18 protein-coding genes are annotated in these 21627 nt (G+C 49.8%); 13 read left to right on the top strand and 5 right to left on the bottom strand.

What is annotated here, in order from left to right; genetic code table 11:
- Genes NZ653_00240 through NZ653_00255 form a run of 4 tightly spaced genes read left to right on the top strand, consistent with a single transcriptional unit; the run spans nt 1 to nt 5417 of the window.
- Nucleotides 1-2511: a GAF domain-containing protein gene (locus tag NZ653_00240; GenBank protein MCS7285557.1), complete on the top strand. Its 2511-nt coding sequence runs from the start codon at nt 1-3 to the stop codon at nt 2509-2511.
- 11 nt (nt 2512-2522) lie between these two features.
- Entirely contained in the window at nt 2523-3428 is a 906-nt protein-coding gene (locus NZ653_00245) for a bifunctional enoyl-CoA hydratase/phosphate acetyltransferase (GenBank protein MCS7285558.1), read from the top strand.
- A gap of 10 nt (nt 3429-3438) precedes the next feature.
- Entirely contained in the window at nt 3439-4524 is a 1086-nt protein-coding gene (gene add / locus NZ653_00250) for an adenosine deaminase (protein MCS7285559.1), read from the top strand.
- Nucleotides 4515-5417, top strand: coding sequence for a bifunctional enoyl-CoA hydratase/phosphate acetyltransferase (locus tag NZ653_00255; GenBank protein MCS7285560.1), 903 nt, complete (start codon nt 4515-4517; stop codon nt 5415-5417). The genes add and NZ653_00255 overlap by 10 nt, the downstream gene beginning before the upstream one ends.
- Here the strand turns inward: NZ653_00255 and NZ653_00260 are convergent.
- Nucleotides 5412-6038 (bottom strand): MBL fold metallo-hydrolase, encoded by a 627-nt coding sequence (locus NZ653_00260; protein ID MCS7285561.1) that lies wholly within the window; start codon nt 6036-6038, stop codon nt 5412-5414. The two genes, NZ653_00255 and NZ653_00260, sit on opposite strands and share 6 nt — an antisense overlap.
- 228 nt (nt 6039-6266) lie before the next feature.
- On the opposite strand from NZ653_00260, the gene NZ653_00265 reads away from it, so the two are divergent.
- Entirely contained in the window at nt 6267-7010 is a 744-nt protein-coding gene (locus tag NZ653_00265; GenBank protein ID MCS7285562.1) for a thermonuclease family protein, read from the top strand.
- A 2-nt stretch (nt 7011-7012) separates the two neighbouring features.
- Here the strand turns inward: NZ653_00265 and polX are convergent, their stop codons facing one another.
- The 3 genes from polX to NZ653_00280 are packed head-to-tail and all read right to left on the bottom strand — an operon-like array spanning nt 7013 to nt 10508.
- Nucleotides 7013-8737: a DNA polymerase/3'-5' exonuclease PolX gene (gene polX / locus NZ653_00270; protein MCS7285563.1), complete on the bottom strand. Its 1725-nt coding sequence runs from the start codon at nt 8735-8737 to the stop codon at nt 7013-7015.
- Nucleotides 8734-9885: a glycosyltransferase gene (locus tag NZ653_00275; GenBank protein MCS7285564.1), complete on the bottom strand. Its 1152-nt coding sequence runs from the start codon at nt 9883-9885 to the stop codon at nt 8734-8736. The genes polX and NZ653_00275 overlap by 4 nt, the downstream gene beginning before the upstream one ends.
- Nucleotides 9886-9896: 11 nt before the next feature.
- Complete coding sequence (locus tag NZ653_00280) at nt 9897-10508, bottom strand: glycerol-3-phosphate acyltransferase (protein MCS7285565.1); 612 nt, start codon at nt 10506-10508, stop codon at nt 9897-9899.
- Between the two features lie 524 nt (nt 10509-11032).
- On the opposite strand from NZ653_00280, the gene ppcA reads away from it, so the two are divergent.
- The 8 genes from ppcA to NZ653_00320 all read left to right on the top strand — a co-directional run bounded on the left by ppcA (nt 11033) and on the right by NZ653_00320 (nt 19931).
- A complete protein-coding gene (gene ppcA / locus NZ653_00285; protein MCS7285566.1) occupies nt 11033-12517 on the top strand; it encodes a phosphoenolpyruvate carboxylase in 1485 nt (494 codons plus the stop codon).
- A 207-nt stretch (nt 12518-12724) separates the two neighbouring features.
- Nucleotides 12725-14071 carry a transcription termination factor NusA gene (nusA, locus tag NZ653_00290; GenBank protein MCS7285567.1) on the top strand — a complete coding sequence of 449 codons (1347 nt, stop codon included), beginning with the start codon at nt 12725-12727 and terminating at the stop codon, nt 14069-14071.
- A gap of 6 nt (nt 14072-14077) precedes the next feature.
- Nucleotides 14078-14428: a YlxR family protein gene (locus NZ653_00295; protein ID MCS7285568.1), complete on the top strand. Its 351-nt coding sequence runs from the start codon at nt 14078-14080 to the stop codon at nt 14426-14428.
- Complete coding sequence (gene infB / locus NZ653_00300; GenBank protein MCS7285569.1) at nt 14418-16316, top strand: translation initiation factor IF-2; 1899 nt, start codon at nt 14418-14420, stop codon at nt 16314-16316. Before NZ653_00295 ends, infB begins: the two co-directional genes overlap by 11 nt.
- Nucleotide 16317: 1 nt before the next feature.
- A complete protein-coding gene (rbfA, locus tag NZ653_00305; GenBank protein ID MCS7285570.1) occupies nt 16318-16704 on the top strand; it encodes a 30S ribosome-binding factor RbfA in 387 nt (128 codons plus the stop codon).
- Nucleotides 16673-17620: a bifunctional oligoribonuclease/PAP phosphatase NrnA gene (locus NZ653_00310; GenBank protein MCS7285571.1), complete on the top strand. Its 948-nt coding sequence runs from the start codon at nt 16673-16675 to the stop codon at nt 17618-17620. The genes rbfA and NZ653_00310 overlap by 32 nt, the downstream gene beginning before the upstream one ends.
- 58 nt (nt 17621-17678) lie before the next feature.
- Nucleotides 17679-18551 carry a tRNA pseudouridine(55) synthase TruB gene (gene truB / locus NZ653_00315; GenBank protein MCS7285572.1) on the top strand — a complete coding sequence of 291 codons (873 nt, stop codon included), beginning with the start codon at nt 17679-17681 and terminating at the stop codon, nt 18549-18551.
- Between the two features lie 3 nt (nt 18552-18554).
- Complete coding sequence (locus NZ653_00320) at nt 18555-19931, top strand: bifunctional riboflavin kinase/FAD synthetase (protein MCS7285573.1); 1377 nt, start codon at nt 18555-18557, stop codon at nt 19929-19931.
- Here the strand turns inward: NZ653_00320 and NZ653_00325 are convergent.
- Nucleotides 19928-21538, bottom strand: coding sequence for a putative manganese-dependent inorganic diphosphatase (locus NZ653_00325; protein MCS7285574.1), 1611 nt, complete (start codon nt 21536-21538; stop codon nt 19928-19930). The two genes, NZ653_00320 and NZ653_00325, sit on opposite strands and share 4 nt — an antisense overlap.
- Between the last annotated feature and the right edge of the window lie 89 nt (nt 21539-21627).

A 21627-nucleotide genomic window follows, 5' to 3' on the forward strand; every position in this document is an offset into this window, starting at 1 on the left:
ATGTTTCCGGATTATGTGGTGGGGGATCTCTTCTCAAAACTGCAGGGAATTTTCCCGGCGGCTGAACCCATCCTGGCCCTTTACTGGCAGGAAAGAAACGGCTTTAGGGTTCTGACCCGGGGTGGGGAAAGGTGGGTGCCACTAGGGGAGGCGGGGGCAGAAGGATGGGTTTTGAAACTGCTTTCTTCAATTATAGTGAAGGATTGGAGGAAAGAAAGGGAAACTTTGCCGGTGAGCTATTCCCTCCACGGAACCCCAGGAGCCTGGATGGCTACACCCCTGGTAGGCAAGGAAGGGCCCCTGGGGGTTCTATCCCTATCCAGCCCTTTACCTGGGGCCTTTGACGAACACCACCTCAGACTTCTTGAATCTTTTGCCTCTAACCTGACCCTGAGCCTTGAGAATGTTTTACTTAGCGAAAGGCTTCAAAAGCAGAGAAGAGGTTTTGAGCTTGTCCGGAAGATAAACCTTCAGATGGCTTCCGCCTCTGATCTCAAATCTCTGATTAAAGTAGCTCTGGATGGACTTGTCAGGCTGTTTGGAGCCAGCGCTGGGTGGATAGACCTCCTTGAACAGGGGGCAATGGGAAGCCCGGAAGGGGTTGAATGGGCCAGAGGTTTCCTGGCTAAGGCTTTAGATAAAGGAGCTGCTGTAATAGCTGAAGAGTTAGGTTCAGGTTCTCCTTTCAGTTCTGTCCTTTCCCTCCCTCTGAAGAAAGGGTTTAAAAAGTTCGGAGCAATGGCTCTGGCCTTTTCCACGCCCCACTACTTCGATGAAATTGAACTTTACTTGGCTGAAGTTTTGGCCGAACAGATAGCACTGGCAGTGGAGAATTTCGCCCTCATTGGGGAAAAAGAGCAAAGAATCAGAGCTCTATCCCTCCTCAATGACCTAAGTAAAACTATCTCCTTGAGCCTCAACCTGGATGAGATAGAAATTACGGCGAGAAATTTCCTCAGCCGGACCTTTCCAGTTAAAGCCGGCGCCCTCTATCTGGAATCGGCAGGAGAAATGAAGCAGGTGGCACGCTGGGGGGAAGAACCAAAGCTGGTGGATTTTATCAGCCCTGGAATTATTGAGGAGCGTCTTGAAAGCTACAGCCCCTTTGAAATAACAGGACCCTATGGTATGCCCACTTTTGTGGCCCCAATCCAGCTGGGCAACAAATCCATGGGTTTCATTTTGCTTATAGGCTACAAACTAAGCGAGGAAGAACAGCTCTTTTTGAGCTCAGCATGCAGCATTTTGGCAGGAGCTTTCCACAGGGCTTACCTCTCAAGGGAGATGGAAAACCGCCTGGCTGAAATGGTCACCCTCCATGCCATATCTGAACAGGTAATGTTGAGCCTTGAGCTTCCAGTAGTCCTGGAAACCATTGTGGAAATAATAAAGCACGTGATGGATTGCCGTGCGGCCTGTATCTTCCTGCTGAACGAAGAAACCGGTTTGCTGGAGATCAGAGCTTCCAGTGGAATAACCTCTCGCTGGCGGACAGAGGCTAAACTTCGGGTTGGGGAAGGGATAAGCGGCAAAGTTGTCGCTCTTGGTCAGCCCATTTACGTTCCGGATACTTTGCTTGAACCCGATTTCATATTCTTTGATCGCTCAGTTCGCTCCATTTTGGTAGTGCCTCTGAAAGTAAGGGGCAAAGTAATTGGCACTTTGAGCGTTGACCATACCATCCCCAATGCCTTTACTTCTGACGATGAGAGGTTTCTGTCCATTGTGGCTGTTCAGGCCGCAATCGCTATAGAGAATGCCACCCTCTACGAACGCATCAAGGAGAAAGCAGAAGCTCTTAAAAAGGCCTACGACGAAGTAAGTGAGCTGTCTCGTTTTAAGAGCGAACTTCTCCAGAACGTGTCCCACGAGCTTCGCTCCCCCCTTACCTTCATAAAGGGTTACGTGGAGCTCCTGAAGGAAAAGTCCATGGGTCCACTAACGCCCGAACAGGAAGAAGCCCTTGAGATAGTTTCCGAAAAAACGGACATCATGACCAGGCTTGTGGAAGAGATGATTGTCATGCAGAAGTTGGAGAGGGAAAAGTTGAAGCTTGAGCCAGTTTCCCTGGAAGAAATCGCCCATCTGTCCGTTCGCTCTGCTACTTTCATGGCCCAGAGCGCTGGGATTGAATTTAAGATAGAAATACCTCCAGGTCTTCCCCCGGTGATGGGCGATAAAAGCCGGCTCATTCAGGTTTTTGACAACCTCATCAATAACGCTATAAAATTCAGTCCCAACGGTGGGACTATAACAGTGCGCCTCAAAGACATGGGAGAGTATATCCAGGCGGAGGTAGAAGACACAGGTATAGGCATACCTGAGGATAAGCTGGATAAAATCTTTGAACGCTTTTATCAGGTAGATAGCTCTTCCAAGCGCCAGTTCGGAGGCATGGGGCTTGGCCTGGCCATAGTAAAAAGCATAGTGGAGGCCCATGGTGGAAAGGTCTGGGCCAGGAGCAAACTGGGGAAAGGCAGCACTTTTTACTTCGTAATACCTAAGGCTTGAGGAGGCTTATTATGGCTATCACCACTTTCGGCCAGCTTATGGAGGAAGCACGCCGAAAAGGCCCCAAAATTGTAGCGATTGCTGCAGCCCATGAGGAAGAAGTCCTCCTGGCGGCCCAGGATGCGGAAAGGCTTGGCTTGGCTGAGTGCATCCTTGTGGGCGATCACTCTCTAATTCGTCGCATCGCTTCCGAGGAAGACATTGACTTGGGACGCATGATGGTAATCCATGAACCTGATCCCATGTTAGCTGCCCGAAAGGTTATGGAGCTGGTCAGCCTTGGCCATGCCCAGCTGGCTATGAAAGGAAAGGTGGAAACAGGTCATTTCCTCAGGGCTGCTCTGGATAAAGAGATAGGCATAAGGATGGGGAAACTTCTGACCCACGTCGGAATATTTGAAATTCCCGGTTTTGACCGTCTTATCTTCATAAGCGATGCCGGCGTCGTGGTGGCACCTACCCTGGAAGAGAAAGTGGTCATAGTTCAGAATGCCATAGACGTGGCCCAGGCTCTGGGAATAGAATGCCCTAAAGTGGCTATTCTGGCTGCTACGGAAATGGTGAACCCCAAGATCCCCTCTACCCTTGATGCAGCTAACCTTTCTAAAATGGCCGACAGAGGCCAGATAAAAGGGGGAATAGTGGATGGCCCTCTGGCTTTGGATAACGCAATAAGTGAGGAATCGGCTAGGATAAAGGGAATCCAGAGCCCTGTTGCAGGCAAGGCCGATATCCTCATTACCCCGGATATAGAGGCAGGGAACGTCCTGGCCAAAGCTATAACTTATTTTGCCGGGGGAAAAATGGCCGGCGTAGTAGTCGGAGGTAAATGCCCACTGATAGTGGCTTCTCGCTCCGACCCGCATGAGACCAAGCTCATATCTATAGCTCTGGGGGTCCTTTTAGCTCCAGCTTAATGAGGAAGCCATGTTCTTTCCTCAGCTCAGAGAAAAAATAAAGCAGTTCCCCAAAGTAGATCTGCACCGCCACTTGGAGGGCTCTATCCGTTTTTCCACCATAGTGGAGATAGCCACGCGAGAACAAATCCCTCTGCCTACACGCGATCCAGAAGAACTCCGGCGTTATGTCCAGGTGAACGAGCGGGAAACACCGGATTACCATGCTTTTCTAGAAAAATTCCGAATTCTAAGGCGCATTTATTCCAGCCGGGAAACAATCCAGAGGATCGCCTACGAAGCTGTTGTAGACGCTGCCGAGGATAACGTCCGTTATTTGGAATTGAGGTTTAATCCCTTAGCTTTAGCTCAAATGCAGGGTTTCCCAATCCGGAAGGTCAGCGAATGGGTCATTGAAGCGGGTCTGAAGGCTGCTGAAGAGAGGAAAATTCGCCTCAATTTCCTCATAACTATAACGAGGGATACTGATCTGGATACGGCGAAGGAGTTAGTCCAACTGGCTCTGGAACTCAGGGGTAAGAGAGTGGTGGGGCTGGACTTGGCAGGCGATGAAGTTAACTACAGAGCTTACCCTTTCGCCTCCCTTTTCAGGGAGGCACGTCGCAAAGGCCTTGGCATAACCATTCACGCTGGAGAAGTTACCGGGCCAGGAAGCATATACGAAGCAGTGGAAATCCTGGGGGCTCACAGGATCGGCCATGGAGTCAAAGCCATTGAAGATGTGAACGTTCTGGACCTACTTATGTTCAAAAAAGTTGTGTTAGAAATGTGCCTGACCAGCAACCTTCAAACGGGCGCCGTCAAAAGGCTTGAGGAGCATCCATTTATGGCCCTCTTCCGCCTCGGAGTTTTTGTAACTTTAAATACCGATGACCCTGGAATTTCCGGCACAAGCTTGACCGATGAATATTTGCTGGCTCTCAGGGGATTGAAGATAACGCAGGAAGAGCTTCTGGCGGTAATCAGGAACGGCATTTTGGGAGCTTTTATCTCCCCCGCAGAAAAAATAAAGCTGGCAGAAGGCTTCAACCGGGAATTCCAGAAGTTTAACCTTCCCTCTATGCCCAAAGAAGAGGAGGTGTGGATATGGCCATAAGGAATTTCGCTCAGCTTGTAGAGGCAGCCAAAACACGAGGTCCTAAACGCTTAGCCATTGCTTTTTCCCATGAACCAGCTACAATCATAGCGGCGCGAAAAGCTTACGATGAAGGGATCGCTATCCCCATCCTTATGGGAGAGGTGAAGCTCATAAGGGAAATTGCTGCTCGCGAGGGGGTTAACCTTAACGATTTTGAGCTTGTTCAGGAGAGCAACGAACGGGAAGCTTGTGCTCGGGTGGTGGAAATGGCCAGAACTGGCCAGGTAGACCTTATAATGAACGGTCTGGCTCAGCCGGGCCACCTTTTAAGAGCGGCTCTGGACAGAGAAAAAGGCCTCCGCACCGGGAAATTGGTCACTGATGTAAGCATCTTCGAGATCCCGGGCTGGGACAAGTTGCTATTCATAAGCGATATAGGGGTGGTGGTTTCCCCCACCCTGGAACAGAAAGTGGAGATTGTCCAGAATGCCATAGATGTGGCGCATGCCCTTGGAATAGAATGCCCCAAAGTGGCCATTCTGGCGGCCACAGAGATGGTAAACCCTAAAATTCCCGTCAGCATGGATGCAGCTAACCTAGCCAAGATGGCCCAACGCGGACAGATAAAAGGCGGGATAGTGGATGGACCTCTGGCTTTGGACAATGCTATCTCCTCTCGTTCAGCTGAAATAAAAGGCATAAAAAGCGATGTAGCCGGCGACGCTGACATCATAATCGCTCCTGACATAGAAGCCGGCAATATCCTGGCCAAAGCTATAATCTACTTTGCTCGGGGCAAAATGGCAGGGGTTGCAGTGGGGGCTAAATGTCCCCTGGTCCTTCCATCCCGGGCCGATCCCCCTGAAACCAAGTTCGTATCCATAGCTTTCGGGGTATACCTGGCTTCATAAGTTGACCAGGAAGGGGTTATGAGTTTTCTCTTGGCCAATAGTTGTGGAGGGACCATGCCCGGGATAAACGATGGTTTCGTCGGGCAGGGTGAGGAGTTTGTTCTGAATGGAGTCCATGAGAACGTGGTAATCTCCGCCGGGGAAATCCCAACGCCCGATACCCATGTAAAAGAGCACATCACCACTGAAAAGGATGTTCTCTTCCGGGGAATAAAGGGATATACTTCCCGGGGAATGGCCGGGAGTGTGGAGGACCCTGAGGTAAGCTTTGCCGATTTTTACCACATCTCCTTCCTGAAGGTACAGATCCGGAGGAGGACTTGAGGCGATAAGCCCTAAGAAAAGTAGCCCGCCTCCTTTTCGCAATAGATTTTCGTCCTCTTTGTGGATGGCGAGAGAGGCGCCAGTGGCTTCAATAATGTTTTTATTGGCCATTATGTGGTCAAAATGGCCATGGGTGTTTATCACCAGAGATATTTTAACCCCAAGTTTATCTACTACCCTGAGGATTTTTCCCGCATCCCCTCCGGGGTCAATTATCACCCCTTTGCCGTTGAGCTCGTCGGCAACAACATAACAGTTGGTTTGAAGTGGACCCACTGTGATGCGTTCTACAATCATGGAACCCCTCCTTTCTTGGGGTAGGAGTTTAGCACAAAAGTAGCGAACTGTCCAGAACTGAAGCCGGGAAAAAACCTCTCCAAAGGCGGGAAAATTGGTGATAAAATTGGCAACGCTTTTGCTTCGGAGACCTGGGGGTGCGTTAAATCAGTCACGGCTGGGTCTAAAGCTTGGGCCTGGAAAGATAGGGCAAACTCGAAAAGGGCAGCCGAGGGTCAGGAGGTAAAAATGAGAAGAAACAAAAACCTTTTACTCTTAATCGTGGGTGCTATTGGCCTTCTGGGGATAGGATTCATCTGCGGTTTCCTTGCAGGGTTGGGAGTTTCTCTTCTGCCCAGCGGGCCTTTCCCGGTTCCGGTTCAAACCCCTACACCTTCTTTCCCTCCCCTGCCTCCTGAGGGTTTCTGCGTGCCGAAGACCGCAGCCCAGGAAGCTTTAGCGGTCGCCGTTCTGGACGGAGATACCATTGATGTGAGCTTGGAAGGAAAAATTTATAGAGTTCGCTACATAGGAATAGATGCCCCTGAAGCCGATGAGCCCTTGTTCCGGGAAGCAACTCAGGCTAATGCTTCTATGGTTCTCAACAAAAAACTGATTTTGGTCAGGGATGTATCTGAGACCGACCGACATGGGAGATTGCTCCGGTATGTTTTTGCAGACGGAGTTTTTGTCAATTATGCTCTGGTCAAGAATGGCTATGCAAAGGCTCTAACTTACCCGCCCGATGTCTCGTGCGCTAATTTGTTCCTTGAGGCCGAAAGAGAAGCGCGCGAAGCAAACCTTGGCCTATGGAAGGAAGCAACCCCCACCCCTGTCGCTTCCGCTTGCGATCCTTCTTATCCTGAGGTTTGCATTCCTTCCCCACCACCGGACTTAGACTGTAAAGATATTCCTCACAGGCGCTTCAAAGTCCTTCCTCCCGATCCTCATCACTTTGATCTGGATAAGGATGGCATAGGGTGTGAACGGTAGCTCTAATGGCGGCGGTTTCTCTTCAATGTTCTGAGGAACTCCTCCAACGGGAGTGTGTTGACCACATCTTTCGGTTCAGCCCAACCGCGGCGAGCCATTGCTACTCCGAATTCAAGGGCATCAAGGCCATAGAGGTTATGAGCATCGCTGTCTATGGCCAGTTTTATCCCCATTTCCACAGCCCGGCGGATGTAAACATCATCCAGGTCAAGCCTATCAGGGGTGCCATCTACCTCCAGGATGGTCCCCGTCTCCCTGGCTACTTTTAAGACTTCGTCCATATCCACAGCGCTTTCTTCTCTCTGACCCAGGATGCGTCCCGAGGGATGACCTATTATATCAACGTAAGGGTTGCGCATAGCGTTTATAACTCTGGCCGTAATGCGTTCTTTTTCCTGCCTCAGCCCTGTATGAATGGAGGCGATGACTAAATCCAGTGAAGCTAACACTTCATCGGGATAATCGAGGGAACCATCAGCCCTAATTTCCACTTCGGCGCCTTGCAAAAGCTTAAAATCATTCCAGCGTTCGTTGAGTTTCTGGATGATGGCCCTTTGTTCCATAAGCTTTTCAGGGCTGAGGCCCCTGGCGATCCCAAGCCCGTGGCTGTGGTCGGATATAACCAGGTATTGATAGCCCCGACGACGGGCAGCCTCGGCTATCTCTTCAATAGATGAAGCTCCGTCGCTCCAGTTAGTGTGAACATGGAGATCGCCCTTTATATCTCCGAGCTCTATAAGGCGCGGAAGCCTTTTTTCTCTAGCTGCTTCAATCTCCCCTCTGTTTTCCCGCAGTTCAGGCGGAATCCATTCCAGACCTAAAATCCGATAGACATCTTCCTCCTCTGGGCAAAGGATTTCCTCTTCACCACGCTTAAAGCCGTATTCGCTCAGGCTGAGGCCCATTTCCAGAGCTATCCCTCTCAAAGCTACGTTGTGCTCTTTAGAGCCAGTGAAGTATTGAAGGAGCGAGCCATATCTCTCAGGTGGGAGAACTCTCAGGTCCACCTGAAGGCCGTTGTGGAGAAAAACCGTGGATTTGGTGGGTCCTTTCATGGAAACCTCGGCGACGTGGGGCAAGCGAGTGAAAGTTTCTATAACCTCCTCTGGTCTGTAGGATGAAGCCAGAATATCAATATCCCCTATGGTGGCTTTCATGCGGCGGAGGCTTCCAGCAGCGGTAACCTTTAAAGCATGAGGGGTGGCGTCCATGATAGCCTGGATTATTTCCCTGGCCACGGGGAGGGCCGTAGCCAGGGGAATGCGCTCTGAACGCCGGTAAAGAGCTTCAATCCCGGCTAAAATTTTGGCTTCAGATTTAACCCCGAGGCCCGGAAGGGTCCGGAGTTTGCCCTCCCTGGCGGCCCTCTCCAGTTCAGGGATGGAGGTTATCCCCAGTTTTTCCCACACAAGCTTGGCTGTTTTTGGCCCTACTTCCGGAACCTGAAGCAGACTTACCACACCCGGTGGTATTTCTTCCTTAAGCTCCTCGTAATAACTCATTTTCCCGGTGCGGAAAAGTTCATCCAGTTTCTCCGCCAGGGACTTGCCCACCCCTGGAATTTCGGTGAGTTTGCCTTCTCGCCAGACATCCTCAATATCGCGGCCCAGATATTCAATGTTATCGGCGGCTCTCCGGTAGGCCAGGGCCTTGTAGACGATTTCCCCCTTTATCTCCAGCATGTCGGCTATACGCCTCAAAATCTCCGCTACTTCTTTATTGGTCACCTCCGCACCCCCACATTGTAGTAGCGTCCCTTCCAGGCCACTCCTTTTCCAATAAGCGAGCACCTCACGGAGTTAATAATCATAAGCAGAGTCAAAGCGACGGTCAAGACATTGAAAAAGGGCGAGAGCATTGATAGTTTAAACCGGCGAGCCACTGTGTAATGCATGAGCCAGGCTAAGGCGATTTGAAAGGAAGGGACCCAGAAGGTCAAGAACTGAAATTCCCGCAAGGCTAAACTCTGAAAAACCAGAAAGTAAGGGTAAAGGAAAAGGCTCCAGCCAGCAATGATGTAAAGCGCAGCCGTCGTCAGAGAGTAATCCAGCGCGCCGAATATACTTTTGGACAGGCCGTTCCATATCTCCCAAAAATCGCGGTAAAACCGCACCGAGACCAGCTCTGTTCCGTCCATTATGGCAACCCGCCCGCCTGTTTTTTTGATTTCCCTGGCTAGAGCTATATCGTCCACTATGTTATCGCGTATTGCCTCGTAGCCTCCAGCCCTGCGGTAAGCCTCCCTTCTTACCAGCATAAAGGGGCCGATAGCCATTGCCGCGCGAGGATGAGGTATTGAATTCATGAAACCAAGGGGCCAGAATCCCAGCAAGCCGAAAGGTATCACCGGTAAAAGCACCTTCTCCCAGAAAGATACGCAAACGATTCTGGGTATCAGGCTTAAAAAATCAATCCTGTCAGCAACAGCTGCTCTTAGAGAAGATGAAATGGAATAGGGGGAATGAACGGTATCCGCATCGGTGAAAAGGAGCCATTCTCCCTGGGCTGCCTCCGCCAGCTGATAACAGGCGTAGTTTTTGCCTATCCATCCGGGGGGTAATGGTTTACCTTTGATCAGAGCAAGGCCTGGAGTCCTGGCAGCCATTGTTTCGACGATCAGAGCGGTCCTGTCAGAAGAGTCATCGTCCAAAACTATTATTTCCTTTGCAGGATAATCTTGGGCCAGAAGAGATGAAACGCAATTCTCAATATTGCGCTCCTCATTTCTGGCCGGGACCAGCACCGAAACCATTGGCAAATAAGACGGCAATGGGCCTTCGGCTGGCGGTTTGCGGATTAAACGCAGGTTATTTAGGAGGTTGAGGAAAACCAGTAAGATGCAAACGGTTATGACCGTTTGGTAAAGGGTCAACATGGCTCAAACCTTTAGCGCTGAATCACGCCTTTTGGCTCAAACCAGCCGCTTTTCTGGCGCACAGCGGTCTCGTGGGGGCGATCCAGGATTTTCTTAAAAGCCAGAATCATCATTAAACCCAGAATCTTAAGCCACTCCCCTAAAGGAACCCACAGCAAAGCCAGCAGGACCATGGAGCCGAGACCGACACCAGCGCTGACGTTGAAGTTGCGGGTTACGGCCCAGGCAAGGCTCAGGAGTATCACCCCCAGCAATATAGCCTGAGGTATAACATTGAGCAGAAAGCCCAGTGCTACCGAGATTCCCTTACCTCCTCGGCCTTTGAGAAAAAGGGGGAAACCGTGTCCGAGAACTGCAGCCAGACCGGCCAGGTAGATAATTAGCTCATTACTGGTAAAGTGAGAGGCGAGCCTGTAAACAACAAACCCCTTGGAAACATCCAGAAATCCCGCCAGGAGGCCGGGGAGGGGGCCAGCAAGATGCCAGACATTTCTTGCCCCCACGTTGCCTTCGCCTTCGTAACGGACATCCTTACCGGCAATTAGGCGAGCTACGATGTATGAAAAGGGTATTGAACCGATAAGATAAGATAAAGCTATAATTGCGAGAATTCCCCAAATCATAACCATCTCCTCCCGCCAAAAATCTTCCATCAAATGATAGCACAAGCGATTCCACTCTGTCAAAATTTATCCCAAAAGCCCCAAATTTACGGTGGCTAACTCTGACACTGGAGCAGTTATTTTTTACACAGAGCTATTTCCTGGTCATCCGTCCAGGTTTTCGGACAGCGGGAGCTGGAAAGTTCTGAAGATTTTCTCAGGGTAAGAGGGGCCATGCATATCTATCGCAAAATTTTCCAGGGCAGGATGGGATTATATGGGAAAAATGCCAGTCTTATGATGGGCCGGAGAAAAGGGGAAGAAGTGATAGCGGTTTCAGTCAGCAATTGGCTTTTACAGCCCTGGCGGTCATTGTGCCCTGCATCTTGCTGACGGAAGTGCTTAAAAACTCTTAGCCTTGGTTATAATTTATTTAATACGAAGGGCTTCAATGTGGGTTTTATTTTATTAAAAATAGCCGAAGCGGGTCATCCAGGAGGGTTTTGTTTTCAAAATTAGCGCAAGGGGTAAAGAAAGGAGGACAGATGATCAAAATACCGCGGGCCATGTCCACCCAGCATCCCGATAATGTCTCTCTGCCCTTTTTTGCTGAAACTCCTGACATGTCAGGAGAGGATGAAATTCAGGAAGCCTATTACGCTTTCTCCCACCTGGGATGTGATGAACAGATGTGGGACAGCGAGGGAAAAGAAGTAGACGACTTCGTGGTTAAGAAGCTGCTTACGAGATACCCCCATTTCTTCAAAAAAAAGCGCCTTGGAGAAGAGGTCTTTTTGACTTTACGGGTGCCTAACCCTTCTGTGGAGAAAGAGGAGGCCAAAATTCTGGTTGAAGCCCTGGAGAGCATTCCACGTTCTATGGATGCAGCCAGGCTTTTTTACGGAGATACGTCTCCTTCTCCCATCTTTGAAGTAATACTTCCCATGACCACTTCTGCAGAGGAGTTAAATCAAGTGTATTTCTTTTATAAGAACTTCATCTCAGGCAAACAGAATCAGCCCATTTTTGAAGGATCTGTAACGGTTGCGGAGTGGGTCGGAGAATTTTTACCGGAAAAAATTAATGTGATTCCACTTTTTGAAGATGTGACTTATATACTGAAAGCGGATGAAATTCTCAGAGAATACCTCAGAGACAAACCAGAGAGCTACCTGCGAGTTTTCCTGGCGAGGTCCGATCCTGCCTTAAACTATGGCGTCGTGGCAGCGATTCTCGCTAACAAAATTGCTTTGAGGAAAATTCACAAACTCTCTCAGGAGCTGGAAAAAGAATTCTACCCCATTTTGGGAACAGGTTCTCCGCCTTTCCGGGGCAATCTCACACCCTATACGGTGGATTATGTGCTTTCAGAATACCCCTACGTTGAGACCTTCACCGTGCAGTCCGCTTTCAAGTACGACTATCCCATCGAAGACGTAATATCCGCTATAAAAAAGATTAAAAATTTCGTAAGGTATCCTCCGGAGGATTTTGAGGAAAAGTTCGCCCTAATGGTTATCGAAAAGACCTCCCGGGAATATAGGGCTATCATTGAACAAATAGCAGACCTGATCAACTTTCTTGCTCGCTATGTGCCAAGGAGGAGAATGAGGAAGCTTCACATAGGACTTTTCGGTTATTCGCGCCAGCTTGGAAGGGTTACTCTTCCGAGAGCCATAAGTTTCTGCGCGGCCTGTTATTCTCTGGGACTTCCCCCAGAAATTCTCGGGCTTTCAGCCCTGACGCAAGAAGAACTTCACGAACTTAAATCTATTTATCGGAACCTGGAATTTGATCTCTCCATTGCGCTGAAATATTTCAATCCGAAGGTGTTGGAAATAATTCCCTCGGTTAAAAAACCTCTGCTTGAGGCTTTAAACCTTATAAACTCTCTAAACATCAAGGTGGAACCCGATTTGGAGCACCGCGAAATCACGGGGAGGATAGTAAAGGATTTAAAAAGAGACTTTTATGCTCGTTTAACGGATCTTATTGTAGAAGCCGGGCTTCTCAGAAGGTTTCTGGGCTAAAACCCTTCCACACAATACCTTCATTGCCGGCATAGTCAGAAGAAGCTCCCCCATATGGAGCCTCAAAGCTTTATCGCCTCTGCCATCCAATCAAGTTGCTAAAAAGCTTACTAAATGCTATAATTTAAACCAGGCAAAATAGCATCCAAGGAAAAGTGGGGTTTCCCCACTTTTCTCATTGTAAAGAACTTAAAGGAGTGGAAAGGGATGAAAAATGAAGTGATATTAGCCATAAAGCAGCTGAGTGAGGAGAGAAAACTACCACCAGATATAATCCTCAAGGCGGCCGAAGATGCTGTAGCTTCCGCCTACAAAAAAGACTATGGCCCGGCCATGAACGTGAGGGCCAAAATAGATGTGAAAACCGGGCAGATAAAGATCTTTGTGGATAAAATGGTCGTGGAAACAGTAACTAACCCTAAAACCCAGATTTCTCTGGAGGAAGCTCTGAAAATAAACCCTGAAGCTCGCATAGGCCAGATGATATCGGTGGAAAACACCCCGCCTGGCTTCGGCCGTATTGCTGCTCAGAACGCAAGACAGGTTATCCTGCAACGCATAAGGGAAGCCGAAAAAGACTACGTCTACAGCACCCTGGCTGACAAAGAGGGTGAGCTTATACTTGGCGTTATTCAAAAAGTAGATCATGCCACAGGCAACGTTATCGTCAATATAGATAAGCTTGAAGCCATAATGCCTCCGAAGGAGAGAATCCCCGGGGAAAAGTATCAGGTTAACCAGAAAATGCTCTTCTACATTGTAGAAGTTTACAAATCAGGGGCTGGGCCCAGGATTATCCTTTCCAGAGCTCATAAGAATTTCCTGAAGCGGCTCTTTGAAAGGGAGGTCCCAGAAATAGCCCAGGGCCTCGTGGAAATCAAGGCTATAGCCCGGGAGGCGGGCTCTCGCTCCAAAGTGGCCGTAAAGGCCATCCAGCCAGGCCTCGACCCCATAGGGACATGTGTAGGCCAAAAGGGAGTCAGAATCCAGAATATTCAAAAGGAGCTCAATGGGGAAAAGGTTGAAGTAATAGAATGGAGCCTGGATCCAGCTGCTTTTATAGCCAATGCCATGAGCCCTGCCAGGGTTATTAAAGTTATCCTGCAGAAAACTGAAGAAGGCAGAACTGCTACCGTAATAGTTCCCGATAACCAGCTTTCACTGGCAATAGGTAAAGAGGGTCAAAACGCCAGGCTTGTGGCTAAACTTACAGGCTGGCGGATTGATATAAAGAGTGAAAGTGAGGCCAGGGCTGAAGGTCTGCTGGAAGGGGAGGAAGATAAGAGGGACCTCTTATCCATAGCTCAAGCTATCCTTACCGGGCAGAAACCTGAGGTTATATTGGCTCAGAAGGCTCCGCCTGAACTTCCTGAACTGGAATCAGAACAGCTTCCTGTTCAGGGTGAAACCTCTCCAGAGCCCGCCGAACCGGAAGAAGTCACCCCCCAAGAGGGAGAGGCTGAAGGGTTTTCTCTGGAATACCTTCAGGAAGAACTCCTCAAGATAAAATCCTTTGGCCTGGATGAGGAAAAGCCTAAGAAAAGGAGAAAGTAAGGGGAAATGTCACCCAAGCACATACCCATGCGCACCTGTGTGGGCTGCCGGGAGGTCAAGCCCAAACAGGCGATGATGAGGATTGTCAGGACAACGGATGGACAGATTGAGGTAGACCCAAAAGGTAAGAAGCCTGGGCGAGGTGCTTACCTTTGCCTTAGGAAAAGCTGTTGGGAGACAGCCCTGAGGCGCAGAAGTCTTGATTACGCCCTTAAAATTGCAGTTCCGCCAGAGGTGGAAGAGAGGCTTAAAAAGCTGGCCCAGCTTATCCCTGAAGAGGAGCTTGTGGGAATAACCTGGCAGGAAAAAGAGAAGCTGGTGACCAGCCTCTATAATGGAGGAGAAAATGCCAGTTGATGAGAAAATTCGCAAAAAAGGGAGAAAGTTTCCCAAAAAGGGGTTTGCAGGCAAAAAATTTAAGCCCAAGCCGCGCCCCAAGGTGATCCTTGAGGAGGAGCCAGCGCCTCCAGAACCCCCTCCCTCGAAGAAAATCGTCATTCCAGACAGTATTACGGTCAGGGAGCTGGCCCAGCTTATGAACATAAGCCCTATTGATGTGATCAAAGAGCTTATGAAAAACGGGGTTATGGCTAACATAAACCAGCGCCTTGACCGAGATACGGCTGTCATTGTAGCTGAGGAACTGGGCTTCACAGTGGAAGAGCCTGCTCCACCTCCGGTAGAAGAACTTCCTCCGGCCCCCAAAACCATACGCCAACTTATCTACGAAGGCGAACCGCCTGAAAAGATGGTGCCAAGGCCTCCAGTTGTTACTGTATTGGGCCATGTGGACCATGGTAAGACCACACTTCTGGATGCTATTCGCCATACCAATGTGGCGGCAGGGGAGGTGGGAGGGATAACTCAGAAGATAGGGGCTTACCAGGTGGATGTAAATGGCAAAAAGATAACCTTCATAGATACCCCTGGCCACGAAGCTTTTACTGCCATGAGGGCAAGAGGTGCTCAGGTAACTGATATAGCCGTGCTGGTGGTAGCTGCTGACGATGGGGTAATGCCCCAAACGCTGGAAGCAATTGACCACGCCAGAGCCGCTCAGGTTCCGATAATTGTAGCTATCAACAAAATTGACAAACCTGAAGCTAATGTAGAGAGGGTCAAGCGCCAGCTGGCAGAAGTAGGCCTCATCCCGGAGGAATGGGGAGGTAATACCATATGTGTTCCGATATCGGCTAAAAAGGGCATAGGGATTGATGAACTTCTGGAGAATATACTTCTGGTAGCGGAGCTGGAAGGGCTAAAGGCCAACCCCAACCGCCCTGCTGTTGGGACGGTTATTGAAGGCAAGATGGACGAAAGGCGCGGCCCTGTAGCCACCGTGCTGGTCCAGAACGGAAGTCTGCGCCGCGGAGAGATCATCGTAGTAGATGATATTTACGGACGGGTCAGGGCTATGTTTAATGACCGGGGAGAGCCTATAAATGAGGCCCCTCCGTCCACACCTGCTCTCGTCCTGGGTCTGCCCGAGGTTCCCCCAGCTGGTGCGCTGTTTGAGGTGGTCAGGAATGAAAAAGAGGCCAAGGCTATAGTGGAAAAGCGCCGTGCTGAAAAGGCTGTACCTAAACCAGCACCACAGGTGATAACGCTGGAAGCTCTGCATCAGATGATGCAGGCAGGGGAGGTGAAAGAACTTAACGTTATCATTAAAGCCGATGCTTACGGTTCTCTGGAGCCCATTGTAAGCTCATTAAGCAAAATGAGTACTGAAGACCTGCGCATCAAAATAATTCATAAGGGGACAGGGAACGTAAGCGAGTCCGATGTAATGCTGGCAGTGGCTTCAAAGGGCCTGGTTATAGGCTTTAACGTGGATGTAGATCCAGCAGCGCGGGCTCTGGCCGAAAACGAGAAGGTTGAAATTCGTTTGTATCAGGTAATTTACCATCTCCTGGAAGATGTGGAAAAGGCTCTCAAAGGCTTGTTGGAGCCCGAAGTTAAGGAAAAGATTCTGGGTCATGCTCAGGTTAGAGCTATATTCAGAGTAGCTAAAGGTCAGGTAGCGGGAGTTTACGTCCTGGATGGAGTTGTTGTAAGGGGAGCAAGAGCCAGGATAATCCGCAACGGAGAGCTGGTATACGATGGCAAAGTAGCTTCCCTGCGCCGATTCACAGAGGACGTTAAAGAGGTCCGCCAGGGGTTTGAGTGCGGGGTTGGTCTTGAGAGCTTTGGGGATTTTGTGATAGGCGATATCATTGAAATTTACGAAAGGGTGAAGGTGGTTTAAGATGGTTAAATCCATGACCCGTCGTCAGAAAAGGGTTGGAGAACTAATTCGGCGGGAGATAAGCACTTTGCTGGAAAGAAAAGTCAAAGACCCCCGTCTGAGTTTCGTAACGGTGACAGATGTGGAGGTTACTTTTGATCTCAAAGACGCCTTCATTTACGTCAGCGCTCCGGAGGGTCAGGTGCGCAAGGAAGAAATCCTGGAAGGCTTTGAAAGGGCTTCGGGTTTCCTGCGCCATGAGCTGGCCCAGAATCTCCGCATCAAATTTATCCCCCGCCTTAATTTTGTTTGGGATGATTCTCTGGAACGGGGGCAGCGCATTAACCAGCTCCTCCGGGAGATAAAAGAAAGGGAAAATGTCCAAAGAAGCGATAGTCAAGAGCCTTAACGAAGCCAATAAAATCCTGATTCTAACCCACATTGACCCCGATGGAGATGCTATTGGTTCTGTGCTTGGGCTGGGTTTAGCACTAGAGAAGATCGGGAAAAAGGTGATTATGGCCTGCCAGGACCCAGTCCCCAGACGGTTCCTCTATCTGCCGGGAAGCCAGAGGATAATCCCATACCCCTCCGGTTCCTTTGAAGTGGTGGTATCTCTTGACGTTAACGATATCAAGCGATTGGGGAAAGCTTACCATAAAGAGCTCCTGGGCCATTTGCCTCTTTTAAACATCGATCATCACATCACTAACCTCTACTTTGGAACTCTCAACTGGGTAGAGCCGCAGGCGGCGGCTACAGCCGAAATGGTGCTGGAACTCCTTGATGAGCTCCATGCACCCATTGAGTCGGATGTGGCCCTTTGTCTCCTCAACGGCATTGTTACGGATACCCAGGGCTTTCGGACGGCCAGCACTACTGCCAAAACTCTGGAAGCGGCTTTACGGCTTCAGAAGGCTGGGGCAAACCTCCATCAGGTTATGACTTACGCCTTTAACCACCATTCCCTGAAGATGCTTCAGCTCTGGAGCAAACTCCTGGGACGGGTACAGTTCAAGGATGGAATTATATGGGTAGACAAACCCCGCTCAATTCTGCAGGAACTGGAGCTGGTAGAAGACAATGACTCTGGACTGGTGAATTTCCTTTTGGGGGTAGAGGGGGTCAAAATAGCGGTTATCTTCACCGAAAAACCTGGCGGGGAAGTGGATGTAAGCCTGCGCTCCGCGCCCGGGATAGACCTCTCAACGGTCGCGGTCAAACTCGGAGGAGGTGGCCATCCCCAGGCTGCTGGCTGTCGCCTTAAGGGGAGTTTGGAGGAGGTTAAGAAAATAGTGCTGGAAGAACTTTTCAAGTTCACCTAAAGCTGACTTTTTACCTCTGGCGCTGGCTTCTTGCTTTCCCCGGGAGCACAAAAGGTGTATGAAACCTGAACTTTCGGGAATTCTCAACATCAATAAACCCAGAGGCCTTACCTCCCACGATGTAGTGGACAGAGTACGGAAAATAAGTGGGGTCCGAAAAGTCGGGCATGCTGGGACTCTTGACCCCATAGCTACAGGTGTTTTAGTTATATGCCTGGGGAAAGCTACTAAGCTCGTCCGTTTTATAACCGAAAGCCCGAAGACTTACAGAACCACACTGCGTTTGGGCATAAGCACTAACACTCACGATGCCGAAGGCGAGGTGGTCCGGGAGGCACCCGTAAACACCTCTATGGAAGAGATCAAAGAAGCCCTTAAGGAGTTTACCGGCACTATAGAACAAATCCCGCCTTTGTTTTCAGCTATAAAAGTAAAAGGGAAACGCCTTTACGAGCTGGCCCGAGAAGGCAAAGAAGTAAGCCCTCCTCCCCGGAGGGTAGAAATTTACCGCCTGGAACTATTGGAGTGGGATAACCCTTTCCTTACTCTGGAGATAGAATGTTCCCATGGAACTTACATAAGAGCCTTAGCCAGGGACCTAGGAGAAAGGCTTGGGTGTGGTGCCCATGTGGCAGCGCTGACCCGGCTTAAAAGTGGGCGGTTCACTCTGGAAGAAGCTGTAACCCTTGAGGAACTGGAAACAGCTGGACTTAAACGATATTTGATCCCGGCAGAAATAGCCGTGGCCGATCTTCCCGCTGTTATTTTGGAAAAGGGTGAAGAGAAAAGGATCCGCTTTGGTCAAAAGGTGAAGGGCAACCCTCAGGGAGGTGAAGGACTTCACAAAGTTTACTCCTTTGATGGGCGGTTTTTAGGCCTGGTGGAATGGGATAAGACTGCTAAGATGTGGCAACCGAGACTTGTGCTGTAGGCCATGCAGCTGATAGATAACTTCTCCCAGGCTTACATAAACATAGAAAGTTTCATAACCATTGGAGCCTTTGATGGGGTGCATCGGGGTCACCAGCACCTTATTCGCACTTTGGTCAGAGAGGCTCATGAGAAAGGCTTCCTGGCTGGGCTTGTAACCTTTCATCCTCACCCATCCGTAGTGCTTAACCCATCAAACCCCACTCGTTACCTGACAACTCCTGGGGAAAAGGTTTCAATTTTAGAGAAGATGGATTTGGACCTGGTTGCAATCTTGCCCTTTGATGAAAAGATGGCCAGAACACCAGCCCGTGAGTTTATAGGACTCCTCTGTAAACACCTGAACTTGAAAGAACTATGGGTGGGGGCTGATTTTGCCCTGGGCTTCCGGCGGGAAGGAAATGTAGAGGTTTTAAAAGAACTCGGCCGAGAGATGGGATTTATGGTGCGAGTGGTAGAGCCCCTCTATTTTAAGGGTGAAATCATATCCAGCACCCGTATCCGTAAGCTCATAGCCCTGGGAGAAGTTCGGGAAGCTGCCCAGCTGCTTGGCCGGTATTACAGCCTTGCTGGAGAAGTAGTTAGAGGCGAAGGCCGCGGCCGAAGCCTCGGTTTCCCCACCGCCAACCTGGAGGTAAGGCCCGAAAGGGTCATCCCAGCTGATGGAGTCTATGTGACCTACGTCCGGGTGGGGCGGGATAGGCTCTGGGGGGTTACCAACGTGGGCATAAGACCTACCTTTGACGGAGGGAAGCGTCTGGTGGAAACTTATATCCTGAATTTTGAGGGCGACCTTTACGGCTACGACCTGGTGGTTGAGTTTGTGGAGAGGCTGAGGCCAGAGATGAAATTTCCCTCCGTAGAAGAACTTACGCGGCAAATCCGAGAGGATGTGGAAAAAGCTTTGAGAATTCTCGAAAGAGAGGAAGCCCTGGGAGGTATAGAGAACATGCTGGAGCCAGTATATACTCCTTCCATCAAACGGTTTGAAGAACTCCCCCATACGGCCGATAAGGCGATAAAAGTTTACGGCAGCACCTTGGAAGATATTTTCGTCAATGCTGCTTTTGGTATGTTCAGCCTTATGGTTGACCCGCAAGAGATAAAAGTTGAAGTAACGCGGGAGCTGGAACTTTCCTCCTTTGATACAGAATCACTCCTGGTTAAATGGCTCAACGAGCTCCTTTACCTTCACGAAATTGAGGGGGAGCTTTACCGGGACTTTGAAATTGTTTACCTGGACGAGAAATCCCTCAAAGCCAGGGTCTGGGGGGGGAAAGGCTATCCTACCAAAGCCAAAGTTAAAGCCGCCACCTACCATCACCTTGAAATAAGGGACGTAGGTAAAGGCTATGAAGCCACAGTGGTTTTTGACACTTAGAGGCGCATCAGTATAGGGGCGATTTGTTTTTTGCGCGATGCTATCCCCTTCAGGGTCATAGAGTGAGGGCCCGAAAGTTTCAACCCCAACGCTTCAGCAATTTCCCTTTCTTTGCCCACTACCAGAAGCTCCGTTTCTTCCTCAAAGACGTTTACCAGCATTAATATCACGCTTATGTATCCTTTCTCTTCCTTCAACTTCCTCATTTCCTCCAGGAACTCATCCCGGCGTTTTTCCACAACAGTTCGGCCGTAAGTTTCCAAATAGCCTATTCCGAAGAGATTGTCGTTAAACTGATATTCTTTGAAATCGGACATGAGAACCTCATGGGCGGGTTTATTAAGCAATTCTGAAGCGGCGCTGAAGAGTTCTTCGGCCAGGGCTTCGGGAGAAATGCCTGCAGCGGAAGCCAGAAAAGCGGCTATAGCCTTATCCTTGGGGGTTGTGGTGGGGGAACGGAAGAAGACTGTATCGCTTATAATAGCCCCCAGAAGCAGCCCTGCCAGAGGAGGAGCTATATTGAAACCGTTTTCCTGGAAGAGGGAAGCTATAATAGTGGATGTGGCTCCCACAGGTTCGCTTCGGACCATTATGGGGTTAGGGGTTTGGATGTCGCCTACCCGGTGATGGTCAATGATGGCTATAATTTCCGCCTCGTCAAGCCCCACCACCGATTGACTCCGTTCGTTGTGGTCCACAAGAACCAGCCTGTAGCGCACTGGTTTGAGCAAATCAGACCTGGAAATCACTCCTTTTACTCTCCTTTCTTCGTCCAAGACGGGCAGGGTGCGCTGGCGAGCGAGGAGTCCTCTGGCTTCCTCTAAAAGGTCATTTTCTTCCACGAAAGCCACGTTTTCTTTCATGAAAAACTGGACAGGAGTGCTAAGAAGCATAAGTCTGGCTGTGGTGAAAGTATGATAAGGTGAGGAAATAAGCGTTACATTGTGCTCCTTAGCCAGTTCAAGGATTTCATCGGAAACGGGAAGACCGCCGGTCACAATGATGGCTCCAACTCCTTTCTCTATAGCTGCCTTTTGAGCCTCTTCCCGATCACCGATTATCAAAATTGAGTCCGGTTCCAGATACTCAAGCATTTTGGGTAAGCTCATAGCACCTATGTAAACTTTCTCCCTGACCGGGCGTGTGCCGCGATGGAGAAAATAACCTCCGAGGGTTTTCACTACTGATTCCAGGTCGGGGTATATCCTGTTGAGGAGGTGAGGGTCCATTTCTTCCAGAAGGATGGAAGAGAAATCTTCCACCGAAATCATGCCCAGAAGCCTGGATTCTTCATCCACTACTGGAATCGCCCTAATGTTTTTTTCCTTGAAAATTTGACCGACTTTGTAGGCGGGGGTTAGAGGGGGTACAGTTATTGCCGGGGAGCTCATGGCGTCCCGCACTCGTGGTCTGGCGTCAGTGAAAAGGATAGGTTCGGGGAAACCGAACCGACGGAGCAGATAGGAGGTTTCGGGCCGTAACTCGCCCTGCCGGGCTGGGATGGCTTCTTCTCCTTTGAGGCGGAAGAGCTCAGCGCAAGCTATAGCTGCCACCACACAATCAGTATCGGGGTTTTTATGGCCTAAAACATAAATGGGGGTGCCCATTTTGTGTGCTCTTATTCTGGCTTTGGTTTTTATTATAAAAGCCACTGTTGGTCTGTCAAGTTGAGCCAAGAAGGCTTGCTCGGCGGCGA

This window comes from Anaerolineae bacterium (genome assembly GCA_025062375.1).
GTDB lineage: Bacteria > Chloroflexota > Anaerolineae > SpSt-600 > SpSt-600 > SpSt-600.